The following is a 16,974-nucleotide window of genomic DNA, read 5'->3' on the forward strand; positions in this document are numbered from 1 at the left end:
CATGATTGTTTTTTATATTTAGTTAATTCTTCTTCGTTAAATCTATTTTTAATTACTTTACATGGGTTTCCAACGGCAATTGAATATGGTGGAATTGATTTTGTTATAATACTTCCTGCTCCTATTATTGCCCCCTCATTGATAGTAACTAGTAACTCCAGGGAGTATTGTTACATTAGTACCAATCCACACATCATCTTTAATAGTTACGCCTGATATATTACGTATATTTCTTATTTCAAACATAGTTTTACCTGTCATATTGAAAACGTGATTGTCACATTCGATAACAACATTAGGACCAATCATAATATTACTACCAAATATTAAATTTCTGGCAGAAATATGAAAATTTGATGAGATGAATATATTTGAGCCCATGCTTATTTCATCAGGTCTAATAAAAATAACTCCTTTTGACAAAAAAATATTTTCTCCTCGAGTTTTAAAATTTTTAAAACTGTTGAAATAATTTTTTTGTCTAAATAGATCTTTTATATGATCAATAATTGTTAATAATGATTAGAAAGTCATCATTTAATCTTTTAGATAACTCTAAACTAAAAGATGATTTATGTCCTAGTTTTAATCCATTGATGATTTTTTTGCAAAAACCTGAGGATCTCTAGCCTTAACTATATATCCATTTTTCCCATTAACTACCATGTATTTAGCTCCACTAACATTAGTTGTTACAACATTTTTACCACAACCTATTGCTTCAACCATTGAAGTTGGAAAGCCTTCAGTCAAAGATTCCATTATTAATAGATCACTAATATTTAAGAAGTGACTTATTTCTATTTGACTTTTACGTCCTAAAAGTATAATTCTTTTATTCTGAATTTCATCCTTAAAATATTCTTTTATATTCATCCTCTCCAGATCCAATAAATACTAATTTTAAAGTAGGTTTTTCTAAATACGTAATTCTATAACTATCAATTAATAGTCTCCAGCCTTTTATATTGGAGAGTCTTCCTGTAGTAATAAGTAATATATCTTCCTTAGTAAACCCAAGTGAAATTTTATCAATATGTTTTACTTTGAATATTTCAGGGTCAAATCTTGTAGGAAATTGAATTATAGAGCATTTTTTAAGTTTATAATATTTTTCTTTTGAAGTAATTTTATTGATACTTGAAGCTACTAAAATAGTATTAAATTTTTTCAGATTCTTAAATAGTAAACTTTCGTAAATATCTCCGAACACTCTTAATAATTTATATTTTGATAATCCAATTGAATTTACTGATAACAAAAACAAATTGAGGTGTTTGTGAAAATACTATTTCAATATTGTCTGTTGTATTATGAATTATTTTTATATAATGTTTTAATTTTAAGTAGCTAAATAATCTTTTGGGCAATTTTGTCCTTTTTATTTCACTTTCTTTACATATTGAAAAGAAATTTACTTTCTAATTGTACATTGACACCATTCATCAACTGGAGAGTTATCTGAGTCAATACCGACTAAGTAATAATCATAATTAATATCTTAAATAAATTGTTTTGAAAATGATAAAGTTCCTCCTAATGGATAGTCTTTAAAGTTAGTGCATTCAAAATATAATAATCTCATGATTTTTCTTTTATATACTTTTCATTTTTATTTTTTGGGTGAAAAATTATTAACCCAATTAATGAAGTGAAATCAATCAAAATTTGATTAATCAGTTGATTCAGATAATTTGTTGAAATTTTTTGTTTTGAAACTTTAATACACATAAAAAATAAATAAAATATTATTGGTAAGATATTTCCCGATGTAATACTAATTATTATACAAAAAAATAATACTAGAAGAGAATAATATTTACGCAAAAATGAAGGGTATAAAAATTTGTTAAATAAATGTTCTCGTATTATTAGTGAATTAGAATATAAATTACTTCCGTCAAAAAGCATTTTCCACATTCTACTTTTATCATTATATGCTATGGTATGATGTTTAACGAATAATCTATTTTTCCTCAATAAAGGAATCCCAATGTTAGATAATCTTAAACCAAAATCAATATCTTGTGATCTTCTAAACTTTGTTTTCATCCCATTAACTAAAAACCATGCTTCTCTATTAATAATAAAATATCCTCCAGTAGTATATTGATAAGAATCTTTATTTAGATTTTTATGAAGATAGTCTTCAGATAAATAATTCCAATTTTCATCATAAAATAGATTTTTTAATTGACCAGAAACAAAGGGGTGAATTAATTTATTGTTATTTAATATTGAATCAATGAAATCTACTTCAATTTCCATATCAGCATCTAAAAAACATAATATATTGCCTTTTGATTCCAAAGCACCTATATTTCTAGCAATTGCAGCATTACAATCGCCTGTTATTTTATAGGTTTTGATATTGTTTGAATTGCATATTTCTAAGCTGTTATCTTTGCTTTTAGAATCAACATAAATTATTTCATAATCATATTTGTACTTATTTATAACTAGATCTATACTATCAATACACATTTTTAAAGTTTTACCTTCATTTTTCCCAATTATTATAAAAGAAAGTTTCATGAATGATTATTTAAATAGTTGTTTTTATTTTTATTTGTTTCAATAATAATCTTTTTTTTGTTTTCTACTGCTATTTTGGAGAAAGCATGTGAATTAATATTTTTTACTGAAATATCAGAAAAAATATTAATAAGATCATTTTGTGTATTATAAACAATACATTGATTATATGAATAATTTATTGGGATAAAATCACCTTTAATTATACATGGTTTCTCATAATCGATCATTAATGCTGAGATACCACTTTCTTTAGTTATACCATATATTTCTGGAGTTTTTGAATTATTATAGTAAGTATTTAAGTTTGATAAGAGAAAGTCACACAATTCTAAATGTTGATTAAAAACATTTTCAGGAATAAATGAAGTAAAGTAAATGATAGAATTAGTATATTTTTGATTGATGTCACTTATTTTTTGAATAATTGTGGACTTATTAGGGTTTAATTTACCTAGTAATATTAATTGAATATTATTAACTCCATTATTAAGAGATACCAAAAAAGCGTCAAGTATAGAGTCGTATTCTCTTCGTTTTGTATCGATCATTCCAGGAATAATAATTTTAATCTTCTCATTATTTATATTTGATCTACTAACAAAATTAACATTTGGATGTTTGAATGGAAAGAAATAAATATTTTTATCTAGGACTAATTTGTCTAAATAATGTTTGAGATTCGGACTTACAACTATTATATCATTTGAGAATTTATAAATAATTTGCCTTATAATATTATAAATTAAAATTTTTATTTTTGCTGTACCAACAGGGAAACACCAAGTATTAATGTTATGTATTACTAATGTTTTATTAGTTTTTAGAGATAAGATATTTATTATTAAAGAGAAAAAATAGGTATATGGTTGTTCAATAATTATAGAGTCACTATTATTTAGATTTTTTCTATTTTTTTTCAAAAACTTAAAAACACTTTCATTATCATTCATTACAACAAATTTTATGTCAGAATTTAAAATTTTTTCTTCTATTAATTTAGTTGTGTATACAATAATACTTTCTCCTTTGAGTATTTGAAAAAGAGAATTATAAAAAGATAAATGGTTGAAATTATTTTCTAATACTAAAATACTTATTTTCATTGTCAAAAATATTTAGATCATAATAAGACATTCCTAATGAAATTATTATTACAAAATTCAAAGAATGTTTAAATAAATCACCTCCTGAAGAGAAGGTTAAGAGTAAACTGAAAATTATAAATAAGAAGATAATCATTGACATATCTGAATGCCTTCTAAAGAAAAAATATCTTAATAATAATATCATATTGAATACAAATATAATACTTCCAAAAAGCCCAGTAGTTACAAATAAATTAGGCCAAAAAATATCAGGGTGAATTACTCTAAATGTATCAGTCTTTAATGGAATTTTATAAGCTTCATTATTACTAATATAGCCAATCCCAAATAATGGATTTTCTTTAAGAGTAAGAGTTATTCTATCAATAGTTACTTCACTTCTTGAATTTAAATTTTGAATATTATTGATCGAAGTACCTTCTGAAAACCGTTCAATAACAACATTAATGTTTTTATTGAAAAACGTTGTTAGAAAAACAAATCCTAATAGAATGAATATTAAAAACTTTAATTTGTGTGTTATATTTACTTTGTTTTTTCGTGATATTAATTCAAAAACTAGTATCACAATAAAGTATGAAATTATTATTGATCGGGTATAAGTTAGTATTATTGATATTATCGATATTGCAAATAATATAAAATTTTGAAGATTTATTCTCCTCCTAAAATTTATATAAAGTATTGGAAATAAAAATTTGAAGAAAAAGGGAAATCCTTCTAAAGATCTTTCAATATTATTTCCAATTATCATACTTTTAGAAGATGTGTAAAAATTCAAAAAGTGTAGATAATTAAGAATAAAGATACCTGTATTAAAAATCGATAATACTATTATTAATTTCAAAAAAAATAAAACCTCTTGTTTTTCAGTTTTTTTAAATAAAATGAATAGTGGGAATATATATATATATGTTACAAAATCAAGAAATGGCATTAAACTTTGTGTAAAAGAAAAGCCACCAGACAATGTTAAAATAAAAGATAAAATTTGTATGCCAAAAAATAAAAAGTATAAAATGAAAACATTAGTAAAATTGTTGTTGAATTTTTTTTTTAAATCAAATAAGATATAATTTTTAGTCAATGCAATAATTATAAATATCTGCGAGATATAATTAATAAAATTATATTTTCCATTAACTAATAAATCTTGTTTTTCTAATACACCAAAAAAATGTGTTGATATTAGTACAGCAATATATATTAATTGGAGTCTTTTTAATTTAAAAGTTAAACTTAATAAAATTAAAATTGAAACTATTTGTAGAATTTGATTCATAAATTTCTAATAAACTTACATGGATTCCCTCCCCAAATTTCATTAGCAGGAATATTTTTAGAAACAATACTTCCAGCTGCAATTATTGAGTTTTTACCTATGGTTACACCTTTGAGGATTATTGAATTTGAACCTATGAAAACATTATCGTTTATAATTATTTCTTTTTTTGCTGCTTTAAAATAATCATCGTCTGAATTTCTAGTTTCAACATCCAATGAATGAAAATCGGTATCCCAAAATTTACAACCTCCACCTATTAATACATTATTTCCAATTAAAATTTTCTTACTACAGAAAATAGTTGAATTTGAAATGCCTACATTATTTCCAATAATTAAAACACTATCCTTTTTTGATATTAACCTTAATACAATATCACCGCCAATAGGGTTGAAATTTACACCAGAATTAGCTCTAAAAGAATCGCCAATTTTTATAGAGCCATTATTAATAATCTTTATTTTACCTTTGATTCTATAATTAGGTTCTATTTTGACAAGCTGTTCATATAAAGTAATCCTATTAAAAATATTAGAGGTGAATTTATTAATCAAGTTGAGTATTATACGTATATAAGTTATTATTTTTATCATTTTATTTATTCCAAATACCTGTTGCTTTATTATTAATTATCTTAGTGTATTGTATAACAAAAAGTATGAGAGATAGTATATTAGTAGCAAGTGTTGCCATAATAACCCCTGACAAACCAAAATTTAATCTCTTAGCAAAATAAATAGATAAAGGAATGTTTATAATTGCAGAAAGTGTACCTGAATATAATTGTATTTTAATTTTACTAGATCCATTTAAAAACATTGAAAATACCTGTAAGTACATTGTACATATTATATATATTCCCATTATTATATTAAGTTCATTAGGTATAGTAATGTTATTTCCAATCCAAAGAGCAAAGATCTCATTTGCAAAAAACATTGATATTAGAACTATTACTGAGATAAGAGTAACAAAAATTAATGATTTATTTATTGTATTCTTTATCCAAATAATATCATTTTTTGTTATTGCAGTTGTGAAAGCAGACCAGAGTGGAATTAAAATCAGACTTGTACCCACTTTAAAGATGCCAAAAAATTTGTAAGGTATATTATATACAGTTACTTGGTCTGGACTAAATATTTGAGTAATAATTAAGTTATCAGATGAAAATAGAATTACAGCACAGATTTGTATTAAGAAGAAATTCATACCTAAACCAAATATTTTTTTTAAGTGTTTTTTCTTAAAACTTTTAAAGTTTGGTTTAATAGTGTTGAATTTAAAGCGAAATAGAAAAATATTAGCTATTACATATGTCATTATTTGGGTAAATGCAATTGTGTATCCATAATATACTATTGAATTAGATTCTAAATTATTAAGTATATATATTATTGTAAATGAACATAAACTATTTATGAAGATTAAAATTCCTGGGAATGATGATTTATGATTAGAATATGAAATTATATCAATGCACTTGAATGTTAAATTAAAGAAGAAGCATATATAAATAATTTTGATAATTAGAATAAAGTTTTGAGACTCAACTGAGTTGAACTTAAAAATACTCTGCCAATCAATTAAATTAAAAAATAAAATAAAAATGCTGGATAAGCATATACTAATAACTAAAAGTGTTATATAAGTTGTACTTACATATTCTTTTGCAAGAATAATTTTGTTTTTTGATAATGCAGTAGTAAGGTTATTTCTTAAACCATGCCCAATCCCAAAATCAAAAAAAGTAAAAAATGATAAAAAAGAAAAAAGAGTTAACCAAATGCCATAATTCTCACTCCCTAAATAACTTATAGATAGAGGTATGAAGAAAAATGATAAAATTATTGAAAAACCTTTAACAATTACATTTATTCCAATTTGTTCGATAATTTTTTTCGAGAAACTATTTTCTTTTTTCATTTAAATATAAAATTATTGAATAAAAATAATATTTAATTTTCTCTATGGTATTCAAATTTTGGAAGTATATAGTGTGATAAGTCATTTTATAATTTCTAAATCCTTTTTTATTTCTTTTTTTGAAATAGTATTTAAATAATCGATCATATGTTATTGGGAATACAACATCTAAAAATTTTTTATATTCTTCTTTATTTAAATCGAAGTTTATGTGTGATAAAGTTGTAAGACCTAAACCAACTTTTTCAAAGGACCAGAAATTATCTCCTGGATCTATGTATTTTACAATTTTTTGACTACTAAAAGTCATTAATTGTTTTTCATCTAAAGCATAAAAAATTGGAATTAAATGGCCAATAAAGGTATATGAATATTCAAATGCTTTACCCAAATAAGGATATAACGTCTCTAGATTTAATACATTATTAGAAATAAAGACTAAGTTTCCCCTCCTGATTTTTTTGTCAAATTTATAATAATTTATCAATTCTTGAAGTGATTTAATACTTAAATCTTTCTCTAAACCTGTTGTTGAAGTTCCTTCAGTTGAAAATTTAAATGCACAATTATTAGGTTGATCTTTAATTTTATTATTAATAATGTTAATTGAATTATTAAGTGTAATATCATCATCTGATAATATCCACATCCATTTTGTTTTACAATGTAAAAATGGATTTACAATGTTGGTAGACATACCAACATTGATATTATTTCTAATTATTCTTAATTTTTCATGAGTATAAAATTCAGAGATGTTGTAATCTGAGCAATTGTCTATTACTACAACTTCATAGAGTGTTGTAATGTCTTGTGAAAAAATACTGTCTAAAACTTTTATCAATTGTTCTTTCCTATTATAACTTGGAATAACAATTGAGAGTCCATCATTATACATAACTTAAAAACTTAATAGAATTCATTAAATGTTAATATCTCTTTAAACCATTCTTAAGACTAATTTTGGGATTCCAATTTTTTAATATGGTAATTGTATTGTTTGGTTTCATGACTTCTCTTTTTCGATACAACCTAGAACCCCAATTAATATTAACTTTTTTATTAGTTAATATTTCAAAAGTTTGAATAATCTCTTTTAATGAATATGACTTCTCAGATCTAATAGCATAAGAAGTTAAATGACTTTCTATAGACTGTATATTTAGATATGCTTGATGATAAGCTTCGCAAATATCTGAAATATGAGTTAGATATAGCTTTTGTTCACCAGCTGACATGTCTAATACTTTACCTTCATCTGCAAATTTGTGAAGTAAATTAATTAATTTAGGCCGAGTGTCATTTTCTCCATAAGTATCATAAAGCTTTAGAGTCATGACTTTCAAACCTTCTGCTTCAACATAATATTTGATTATTTTTTCAAAAGCTTCCTTAGTTGAAGCGTATAAATCTACAGGATTATATTCATCACTTTGATAATATTGCCAATAAGTACCAGTATTAATGAAGTACTTTATAGAAGCTTTAGAACACGCTTCTAAAATTTCAGTTGAAAATAGTACATTACTATTAATAAGCTTGATAATATCTGAAGGTTCATGTTCAGTTTTAATATAAGAGGCTAGATGATATACTACGTCAGAATTTGTTGTTTGAAAATATTCGATTAATGCTGAAATATTATTGTCATGATAGAATATTGATATCTTATCTATGATATCTTCGATGTTAGTTGTATTCGAAGATTTTCTTAAAATTAGATGTATATTCCATCCTTTCTGAAGAAGAAATCTAGCCAAGTTTGATCCAACAAAACCCGAGCCTCCAGTTATTATCGCTGTATTTGACATGCTTAGAAATTTAGACCAAAAAACTCTTCCAATTTTTCTGCAACAAATTCAAAATGTTCTGTGCCTAATGCAGGGAAAAGACCAATCCAAAATGTATTATTCATTGTTTCATCCGTATTTTTTAGTTCTCCCACTACACGATAGTCAATATCTTTAAAATAAGGTTGTTTTGTTAAATTACCAGCGAAAAGTAATCTAGAACCTATTTTATGACTATCTAAGAAACGTAATAAATCAACACGGTTGACACCAGATGATTTTTTTAACGTTATAGCAAAACCAAACCAAGAAGGGTTACTATTTTCTGTTGCTTCAGTAAGTTGTAGAAAGTCTCCTAATGTAGAAAGCCTATTCTTTAGGTAGTCAAAATTCTCTCTTCTTTTTTGAATGAATTCTTCCACTCTATCCAATTGAGCTAAACCACATGCCGCTTGCATGTCAGTGATTTTTAAGTTGTAACCCGTATGAGAATATACATACTTATGGTCATAACCAAAAGGCAAATTTCCATGCTGTTGTTCAAATCGGCAACCACATGTGTTATCGCATCCTGGAGCACAATAGCAATCTCTGCCCCAATCTCTGAACGATTCAGCAATTAATTTTAACTCAGGGTTATTGGTAAATACAGCACCACCTTCACCCATTGTAATATGGTGTGCAGGGTAGAAGCTTAATGTAGCTATATCTCCGAATGTACCTACCAATTGATCGTTATATGTAGCACCTAAAGCATCACAACAATCTTCAACTAACCAGAGGTTATATTTATCACATAACTCACGGATTTTACCCAGGTTGAAGGGATTCCCTAAAGTGTGCGCTAGCATAATCGCTTTTGTCTTTGGAGTAATAGCCGCTTCAATTAAGTCGGCATCAATATTATGTGTTTTAATATCCACATCTACAAAAACAGGAATAGCTCCAAATTGAACAATTGGGTTTACTGTTGTCGGAAAACCTGCTGCTACACCAATTACTTCATCTCCCTTTTTAATTGCACGATCTCCTAATTTTGGAGAAGTTAAAGCACTAAATGCAACTAAATTAGCGGATGAACCAGAATTGACAGATAAACAGTATTTTACTCCTAAAAATTCAGCTAATTTTTTTTCAAACAATTGATTGAAACGTCCTGTCGTTAACCAACCATCTAAAGAAGCATCTACCATATTTTGGAGCTCTTCTTTCCCAATTACTTTACCTGCAGGAGGGATGATTGTATTTCCACCTTCAAAAGCTACAGGCGTATATTTTTCTAGAGCATATTGCTCTACCAAACCCTTAATTTGTTTGCGTAATTCTTGTGCTTTATTAGATTCCATTAGTATTGATTCTGATATTTTTTAATTTCTAAAAGACATTGTTCTTGCATGTTAGCGCCCGCTTTAAAAGCATGTTGCCAATGATTTATTGAAGATAATGTTTGTTCTAATCTCCATTTTGGTTCCCATTTTAAGCTATTCTTTGCTTTAGAACAATCCAGTTTTAAAAAACCTGCTTCATGAGGGTTACTATTTTTATCTAACTCCCATGAGGCTCCTTCTCCCCAAAGTTTAACCATTTTGTTTAATATCCACTCTACAGATTTACAATCCTCATCTAAAGGACCAAAATTCCAGCCTTCAGCAAGGGTATTATCTTCATAAAGTTGCTCAGCTAAGACTAAGTATCCTGAAAGAGGTTCTAAAACATGCTGCCATGGTCGAGTAGATAATGGGTTACGAACAATTACAGGTTCTTTATTCTCAAAAGCAGTAAGTATGTCTGGGATTAAACGATCATCTGCCCAATCGCCACCACCTATTACATTACCAGCTCTAGCAGATGCAACATTGGCGGTTTCCGACGTAGAGAAAAATGACCTTCTAAATGAAGATGTTATCAACTCTGCACACCCTTTGCTACTACTGTAAGGATCGTGACCACCCATAGGTTCATTTTCTCTGTAACCCCAAGCCCATTCTTTGTTTTCGTAACACTTATCAGTCGTCACTGAAACAATAGACTTAAGGTTCGAGCAATATCTTGCAGACTCAAGTACATTTACAGTACCCATTACATTAGAAGAATAGGTGTCAACAGGGTCTTTGTAAGATAAACGAACTAAAGGTTGAGCAGCCATATGAATTAAAACTTCAGGATTAAAAGAAACCATACTCTCTTTTAATTGCTCAAGCTTTCTAATATCACCAATTTCAGACTCTATATTATCAGCAACATTTGCTGTTGAAAATAATGCTGGAGCCGTATTCTCTTCTAAAGCATATCCTTTTAACACAGCTCCCAAAGATTGAAGCCACAATGCTAACCAACTTCCTTTAAAACCTGTATGCCCAGTTAAGAAGACTTTTTTTCCTTTCCAAAATTCTGGATTCACTTGTCCTTTTATTAATCCCATAATTTCCAAGGTGCTTTTTTAGTTTCCCACAATTCTTCTAAATGCATCTTATCCCTTAATGTATCCATTGGTTGCCAGAAACCTTCATGTTTGAAAGCCATTAATTCTGCATCTGCAGCCAAACTTTTAAGAGGCTCCTGCTCCCAAGTGGTTAAATCCCCTTCAATTCTATCTAATACTTTTGGAGATAAAACAAAGAACCCACCATTAATTAGAGCACCATCTCCTCTTGGCTTTTCTTGAAATTGCTTTACTTCATTATTTTGAATATCTAATGCTCCAAAACGTCCGGGAGGAAATGTAGCTGTTAATGTTGCTTGTTTACCATGGGAGGTATGGAAATCTATTAATTCTTGTATGTTAATATCAGCGACACCATCACCATAGGTAAAACAAAATGCTTCTTCATCTTTAATGTATTGTTCTACTCTCTTTAAACGTCCGCCTGTAAGAGAATTATCACCTGTATCCACCAATGTTACTGTCCAAGGTTCTGCTCTCTTTTCATGAACAATTATTTCATTGTCTTTCATGTTAAAAGTAAGATCAGACTGGTGATTAAAGTAATTCGCAAAATATTCTTTTATAATATACCCTTTATAGCCACAGCAAATGATAAAATCATTAATACCATATTTTGAATATATTTTCATAATGTGCCAAAGAATTGGTTTTCCACCAATCTCTACCATTGGTTTAGGCTTGGTAACGGTCTCTTCACTTAGTCGAGTACCAAGACCACCTGCAAGAATAACAGCTTTCATTGTATTGATTTTTTATTGAGTATTAGTTAGAACAAATAAAGGCATCTGAATAGAAGTTCATTTCATCAAGTTGATGTTGTATTAAAAGTTGTTTTGCACTTTTAATCATTTGGTCAGAACCACATGCAAAAACTTGTGAAAATACTAAATTATATTGATCTTTTATTAGTAAATCTTGTATATAACCGCTTTCTCCTTTCCAACTAGCACAAGGCTTAGATAGAACAGGTATAAATTTAATATTTATGTTTTTGAAAGAATTTGTCCAAAATAGATCTTTTTCAAACCTAGCACCAAAGTAGATGATAATGTTTTTACCTTCTATCAGTTGTGGATTTTGATCAAAATTTTGAAGTATTGCATTAATTGGAGCAATACCAGTACCTGTACCTAAGAATATGATATTTTCTATATTCTCTTTAGGTCTGTAGAAAAAAGTGCCTAATGGTCCTTCCATTCTTAATAAATCATTTGGTTTAGCCTCATTAAACCAGTATTTACTCATGACTCCACTTTCATAATTCTTAATATAAAAAACTAGTGTTTTATCAGTTCGTACTTCTGCAATTGAATAACTTCTTTTAGTAGTTCCTTTTATTAAATTGATATATTGTCCTGGGTTAAATTTGAAATTTACAGTAGGAGGTAAACGTAATTCAACTTGAATAACATCATCAGTCAACTTATCAATAGCATTAATTTTAGCAGGAACTATTTTAGATTCAAATAATTCTATGTTGCCTAAATCTTCAATATCTAAAATAACATCAGAAAGTGCTTTAGTATTACATGATAAAATATATCCTTCTTTTCGCTCGTTATTAGAAAGTATTAAATCATTCTCAATAACTTCAGTTTCTCCATCTACAACTTTTACTTTACAAGCACTACATCTTGCTTTTAAACAACTATGTTCAAGATGAATATTGTTCTTTTTTGCTGCCTCGAAAATAGTCTCATTATCTGAGGCAGTGAAAGTTGTATTGTTTCTTAGTTTTATAGAATACATAAATTACAATCTATCAGAAATAAGTTCTTTTGGTAATACGCTTTTTACATCATAAATAATTGTAGATGGTGTTTTAAGAGCAGCCCAATCTAAATTTTTGAATTCAGCATGTGAAACCGTTAATACAATGGCACTATACTCAGAAGAAATAGAGTCTATTAAATCAATTCCATATTCTTCTTTTACCTCTTCTTTAGAAGCGTAAGGATCATAAACATCTAAATCGACACCAAATTCTTGAAATTCTTGAATAACATCAATTACTCTAGAATTTCTAATATCAGGACAATCTTCTTTAAATGTGATACCTAATACTAATACTTTATTCTTTTTAATAGAATGTCCTTCTTTAAGCATCAATTTAATGACTTGATTTGCTACATGAGGTCCCATGCTGTCGTTAATTCGTCTACCCGCTAAGATTACTTCAGGATGATAGCCTAATGCTTCAGATTTATATGTAAGGTAATAAGGGTCAACACCAATACAGTGTCCGCCTACTAAACCGGGACGAAAAGGAAGGAAATTCCACTTTGTACCCGCAGCTTCTAATACCTCTAAAGTATCAATACCTACCTTATCAAATATCTTTGATAATTCGTTTACAAAAGCAATATTCAAATCACGTTGAGAGTTCTCAATTACTTTCGCTGCTTCTGCCACTTTTAAACAAGAGGCTTTATGTGTTCCAACCGTTACAATAGAAGCGTATAAACTATCTACTATATCAGCAATTTCGGGCGTAGAACCAGAAGTGACTTTCATGATGTTATGTACTCTATGTACATGGTCTCCTGGGTTAATTCTTTCTGGAGAGTAACCTGCAAAGAAATCTGTATTGAATTTTAAATTTGCCGTCTTTTCTACCACTGGAATACATTCTTCTTCCGTACATCCAGGGTATACTGTAGATTCGTAAATAACAATGTTTCCTTTTGAAATTACTTTACCAACTGTCTCACTTGCTTTTTTAAGCGGCGTAAGGTCTGGTGTTTTATATTGATCTATTGGAGTGGGGACAGTAACAATGTATATGTCACAATCTTTTATGTTATCAAGGTTATAAGAGTAAGATAAGCCTGTAGCTTCTTTCATCTCCTCCGTTGTAACCTCTAAAGTTGCATCTATATTTTTTTGTAATTCTTGGATTCTAGGTTGGTTAATATCAAAGCCAATTACTTCGTAACCATTTTTACCGAACTCAACTGCTAGAGGTAAGCCTACATAACCTAAGCCGATGATACCTAATTTTTTAGTCTTAATATCCATCTTTACTTATTTTTTAATCCCACAAAAATCTAAAACAGTTGCTTCACTATTCACAACTAAATTTTTAAATTCATCATGAGCGACCAAGTAAGCAATAATGTCTGCTTGTTCAGCAGCAACTTTATAATCTGTTAATTTATAAACTGGATGTTCTTCAACGTTAGGTTCCACAATATAATGTACCTCTTGATTGGCATCTTGTAATACTTTTTGAGCGATATATTTAGCGGGAGCTTCACGTAAGTCATCAATATTGGGCTTGAATGCTAACCCCATTAAAGCAACAGATGGTTTACGACCATGTTTTAATTCAAATTCTAGTTTGGCTGTTTTGATTTTTTCTGCACACCAGAAAGCTTTATAGTTATTGATTTCTCTTGCTTTACCAATAATTTGAGATTCCATAGGGTAATCAGCTACTATAAAGTAAGGGTCTACTGCGATACAGTGTCCTCCAACACCACAACCCGGTTGTAAAATATTCACACGAGGGTGTTTGTTGGCCAATTCAATCAATTCCCAAACATTGATATCTGCCTTGTCACAGATTAAAGACAACTCGTTGGCAAAAGCAATTTGTACATCTCTAGATGAGTTTTCTACCAACTTACACATCTCAGCTGTACGTGCATTCGTAGGATGTAATTGTCCTTTGACAAAATTAGCATAAAAGTCGATGGCTTTTTGAGTAGAGACCTCATCAACACCACCAATTACTCTATCGTTATGTACTAACTCGTACATTACATTACCTGGTAATACACGTTCAGGACAGTACGCAATATGTAATTTGTCTTTTAATTCAGCCCTTTCAGAATAGATAAGATTGGCCATCTTTTCTGTAGTACCTACAGGAGAGGTAGATTCAATAATATATAAATCACCTTCTTTTAATAAAGGCAATACCGCTTTTGTTGCAGCCTCTACAAATGAAATATCAGGTTCGTTTTTATCTTTAAACGGAGTAGGAACTACAATAAGGTAAACATCTCCTACTATTGGTGTAGTGCCTGCTTTTAAATAGCCTTTTTTTACTGCATTAGCAACAGCGGTATCTAATTCTGGTTCTACAATATGTATTTTTCCTGCGTTAATGGTGTCTACTACCTTTTGATTGATGTCGACGCCATGTACGGCTACTTTATTTTGTGTAATGAGTGCTGCGGTGGGGAGGCCGATGTATCCTAGGCCGACTACTGTTACTTTCATTTTTTTTATTTTAGAAACATTCTTTTCATAATTAGTATGAAATAATTGAATGCTTTTGTTTTTCAATCGTGATTCTTCTTCATTTTTTCCATTGCTGAAAAAACGAAGCAAAAAAAGCTAGGCTTGGAATTCAAAAGCTAAATATCTCTTCAGTTGCCTAAATGATTCTAAACTCGCTTTGCTCAAACAGAGAATCATTTTTTACGGCGCCTTTCGATACATTTTTAACGCTTTTGTCTTCAAGGCCGTTTGTTGTAAACTGAGACTTTTGTTGTTCCATCATCATAAGCCTAGGACTTAAACCTGGCCTTATGATTGATATTAGAATATCTTACTGAGGAACTACTTCTAGGTCTCTCATGAAGTTTACAACTCTTTCACTCGCTTTACCATCTCCGTAAGGATTATGTAATTGGCTCATTTGTTTGTAACGTTCTTCATTTGTTAGGAGGTCTAGTCCTTCTTGAGTGATTTTTTCTGTGTTTGTACCTACAAGAATTACTGTGCCGGCATCTACTGCTTCAGGTCTTTCTGTGGTATCTCGCATTACTAATACAGGTTTACCTAGAGAAGGGGCTTCTTCTTGAACACCACCACTGTCGGTTACAATTAGTTTTGCCTTGTCCATTAACCATACAAATGAAGGATAGGAGAGTGGATCTATTAAATGTACATTGTCTACGTCAGATAGTATCTCATAGACTGGTTTTTGTACATTTGGGTTTAAGTGAACAGGGTAGATGATCTGTGCATCCGACTGCTCAGCTATATTTTTTAATGCTTGGCAAATATTTAAGAAACCTTGTCCGTGATTTTCTCTACGGTGTCCTGTAACAAGTACAAGGTCTTTAGAAGTATCTACTAAGTTTTTTAATTTTTCTATTTCAGGATGGTTTTCTAATTGATTTACTTTCTCTACGCTAAAGTAAAGGGCATCAATTACGGTATTACCTGTTACCAATATATTTTCTGCAGGTGTCTTTTCAGACAATAAATTCTCCTCTGATGTTTTAGTAGGGGCAAAATTATAATCCGCAATACGTCCAGTAATTTGTCTATTGATTTCTTCAGGGAAAGGAGAAAGCTTATTGTACGTTCTTAACCCTGCTTCAATATGACTTACCTTAGCTCCACTATAAAATGCAGCTAAACTAGTTGCCATTGTTGTAGTGGTGTCACCATGTACAAAAACATGATTTGGTTGAAATTCATCTAATATGGGTTTCATACCCGTAATAATGTCGGCAGTAAGTGTAAATAGATTTTGATTGGGTTTCATTAAATCCAAATCGTAATCTGGGGTAATTTCATAGAAATTTAATACTTGGTCAAGCATTTCGCGGTGTTGAGCGGTTACACAAACCTTTGTGTCGAAATTTTCTTGATCTTTTTGAAATTCTTTGACTAGAGGAGCCATTTTTATGGCTTCTGGTCGGGTTCCGAAAACGAGTAATATTTTTTGCATGGTAGTTTTCTTCATTTTTTCCATTGCTGAAAAAACGAAGCAAAAAAATCTAGGCTTGGAATTCAAAAGCTAAATTTATTTTCATTCAAGCGGAACAATTCAAACTCGGCTAAAGCCTCAAACAGTGAATTGTTCTATTCGCTTTCTTTTCAATAAATTTTTAACGCTTTTGCATTCGAGGCCGTTTGTTG

General features: G+C 29.1%; 16 protein-coding genes. All 16 read right to left on the reverse strand.

The features are described 5' to 3' along the window. Nucleotides 1-585 precede the first annotated feature (585 nt). On the reverse strand, nt 586-876 hold the full coding sequence (locus EI427_RS04660; protein WP_170178393.1) for a glycosyltransferase: 291 nt from the start codon (nt 874-876) through the stop codon (nt 586-588). Then, a complete protein-coding gene (locus EI427_RS04665) occupies nt 854-1,261 on the reverse strand; it encodes a glycosyltransferase family protein (protein WP_126612139.1) in 408 nt (135 codons plus the stop codon). The genes EI427_RS04660 and EI427_RS04665 overlap by 23 nt, the downstream gene beginning before the upstream one ends. 320 nt (nt 1,262-1,581) lie before the next feature. Further along, nucleotides 1,582-2,535 carry a glycosyltransferase family 2 protein gene (locus tag EI427_RS04670; protein WP_126612141.1) on the reverse strand — a complete coding sequence of 318 codons (954 nt, stop codon included), beginning with the start codon at nt 2,533-2,535 and terminating at the stop codon, nt 1,582-1,584. Further along, complete coding sequence (locus EI427_RS04675) at nt 2,532-3,641, reverse strand: hypothetical protein (RefSeq protein WP_126612143.1); 1,110 nt, start codon at nt 3,639-3,641, stop codon at nt 2,532-2,534. Before EI427_RS04675 ends, EI427_RS04670 begins: the two co-directional genes overlap by 4 nt. Then, the gene (locus EI427_RS04680; RefSeq protein WP_126612145.1) at nt 3,610-4,926 is read right to left on the reverse strand and encodes an O-antigen ligase family protein; all 1,317 of its coding nucleotides are present in this window, start codon (nt 4,924-4,926) and stop codon (nt 3,610-3,612) included. Before EI427_RS04680 ends, EI427_RS04675 begins: the two co-directional genes overlap by 32 nt. Then, entirely contained in the window at nt 4,923-5,483 is a 561-nt protein-coding gene (locus EI427_RS04685) for an acyltransferase (protein WP_170178394.1), read from the reverse strand. Before EI427_RS04685 ends, EI427_RS04680 begins: the two co-directional genes overlap by 4 nt. Nucleotides 5,484-5,523: 40 nt before the next feature. Beyond that, nucleotides 5,524-6,855: a lipopolysaccharide biosynthesis protein gene (locus tag EI427_RS04690; RefSeq protein WP_126612149.1), complete on the reverse strand. Its 1,332-nt coding sequence runs from the start codon at nt 6,853-6,855 to the stop codon at nt 5,524-5,526. Next, entirely contained in the window at nt 6,839-7,753 is a 915-nt protein-coding gene (locus tag EI427_RS04695) for a glycosyltransferase family 2 protein (RefSeq protein WP_126612151.1), read from the reverse strand. The genes EI427_RS04690 and EI427_RS04695 overlap by 17 nt, the downstream gene beginning before the upstream one ends. Before the next feature lie 31 nt (nt 7,754-7,784). Continuing rightward, entirely contained in the window at nt 7,785-8,666 is an 882-nt protein-coding gene (locus EI427_RS04700) for an NAD-dependent epimerase/dehydratase family protein (RefSeq protein WP_126612153.1), read from the reverse strand. A 2-nt stretch (nt 8,667-8,668) separates the two neighbouring features. Next, nucleotides 8,669-9,991, reverse strand: a complete 1,323-nt coding sequence (gene rfbH / locus EI427_RS04705) for a lipopolysaccharide biosynthesis protein RfbH (RefSeq protein ID WP_126612155.1) — start codon at nt 9,989-9,991, stop codon at nt 8,669-8,671. Next, nucleotides 9,991-11,067: a CDP-glucose 4,6-dehydratase gene (gene rfbG / locus EI427_RS04710; RefSeq protein WP_126612157.1), complete on the reverse strand. Its 1,077-nt coding sequence runs from the start codon at nt 11,065-11,067 to the stop codon at nt 9,991-9,993. Before rfbG ends, rfbH begins: the two co-directional genes overlap by 1 nt. Further along, nucleotides 11,058-11,831 (reverse strand): glucose-1-phosphate cytidylyltransferase, encoded by a 774-nt coding sequence (gene rfbF / locus EI427_RS04715; protein WP_126612159.1) that lies wholly within the window; start codon nt 11,829-11,831, stop codon nt 11,058-11,060. The genes rfbG and rfbF overlap by 10 nt, the downstream gene beginning before the upstream one ends. Before the next feature lie 22 nt (nt 11,832-11,853). After that, nucleotides 11,854-12,840 carry an FAD-binding oxidoreductase gene (locus tag EI427_RS04720; protein ID WP_126612161.1) on the reverse strand — a complete coding sequence of 329 codons (987 nt, stop codon included), beginning with the start codon at nt 12,838-12,840 and terminating at the stop codon, nt 11,854-11,856. Between the two features lie 3 nt (nt 12,841-12,843). Further along, nucleotides 12,844-14,109, reverse strand: coding sequence for a nucleotide sugar dehydrogenase (locus EI427_RS04725; protein WP_126612163.1), 1,266 nt, complete (start codon nt 14,107-14,109; stop codon nt 12,844-12,846). Between the two features lie 6 nt (nt 14,110-14,115). Then, nucleotides 14,116-15,318: a UDP-N-acetyl-D-mannosamine dehydrogenase gene (gene wecC, locus EI427_RS04730; RefSeq protein WP_126612165.1), complete on the reverse strand. Its 1,203-nt coding sequence runs from the start codon at nt 15,316-15,318 to the stop codon at nt 14,116-14,118. 331 nt (nt 15,319-15,649) lie between these two features. Beyond that, on the reverse strand, nt 15,650-16,783 hold the full coding sequence (gene wecB / locus EI427_RS04735) for a non-hydrolyzing UDP-N-acetylglucosamine 2-epimerase (protein ID WP_126618332.1): 1,134 nt from the start codon (nt 16,781-16,783) through the stop codon (nt 15,650-15,652). Nucleotides 16,784-16,974: the final 191 nt, after the last annotated feature.

It is taken from the genome of Flammeovirga pectinis, from assembly GCF_003970675.1.
In the GTDB taxonomy this organism is placed as follows: Bacteria; Bacteroidota; Bacteroidia; order Cytophagales; family Flammeovirgaceae; genus Flammeovirga; species Flammeovirga pectinis.

What these genes read in the sequence shown, in the direction of transcription:
- EI427_RS04660 (WP_170178393.1), bottom strand. Translation starts at nt 876, where the DNA reads ATGAATATAAAAGAATATTTTAAGGATGAAATTCAGAATAAAAGAATT.
- EI427_RS04670 (WP_126612141.1), bottom strand. Translation starts at nt 2,535, where the DNA reads ATGAAACTTTCTTTTATAATAATTGGGAAAAATGAAGGTAAAACTTTA.
- EI427_RS04675 (WP_126612143.1), bottom strand. Translation starts at nt 3,641, where the DNA reads ATGAAAATAAGTATTTTAGTATTAGAAAATAATTTCAACCATTTATCT.
- EI427_RS04680 (WP_126612145.1), bottom strand. Translation starts at nt 4,926, where the DNA reads ATGAATCAAATTCTACAAATAGTTTCAATTTTAATTTTATTAAGTTTA.
- EI427_RS04690 (WP_126612149.1), bottom strand. Translation starts at nt 6,855, where the DNA reads ATGAAAAAAGAAAATAGTTTCTCGAAAAAAATTATCGAACAAATTGGA.
- EI427_RS04695 (WP_126612151.1), bottom strand. Translation starts at nt 7,753, where the DNA reads ATGTATAATGATGGACTCTCAATTGTTATTCCAAGTTATAATAGGAAA.
- EI427_RS04700 (WP_126612153.1), bottom strand. Translation starts at nt 8,666, where the DNA reads ATGTCAAATACAGCGATAATAACTGGAGGCTCGGGTTTTGTTGGATCA.
- rfbH (WP_126612155.1), bottom strand. Translation starts at nt 9,991, where the DNA reads ATGGAATCTAATAAAGCACAAGAATTACGCAAACAAATTAAGGGTTTG.
- rfbG (WP_126612157.1), bottom strand. Translation starts at nt 11,067, where the DNA reads ATGGGATTAATAAAAGGACAAGTGAATCCAGAATTTTGGAAAGGAAAA.
- rfbF (WP_126612159.1), bottom strand. Translation starts at nt 11,831, where the DNA reads ATGAAAGCTGTTATTCTTGCAGGTGGTCTTGGTACTCGACTAAGTGAA.
- EI427_RS04720 (WP_126612161.1), bottom strand. Translation starts at nt 12,840, where the DNA reads ATGTATTCTATAAAACTAAGAAACAATACAACTTTCACTGCCTCAGAT.
- EI427_RS04725 (WP_126612163.1), bottom strand. Translation starts at nt 14,109, where the DNA reads ATGGATATTAAGACTAAAAAATTAGGTATCATCGGCTTAGGTTATGTA.
- wecC (WP_126612165.1), bottom strand. Translation starts at nt 15,318, where the DNA reads ATGAAAGTAACAGTAGTCGGCCTAGGATACATCGGCCTCCCCACCGCA.
- wecB (WP_126618332.1), bottom strand. Translation starts at nt 16,783, where the DNA reads ATGCAAAAAATATTACTCGTTTTCGGAACCCGACCAGAAGCCATAAAA.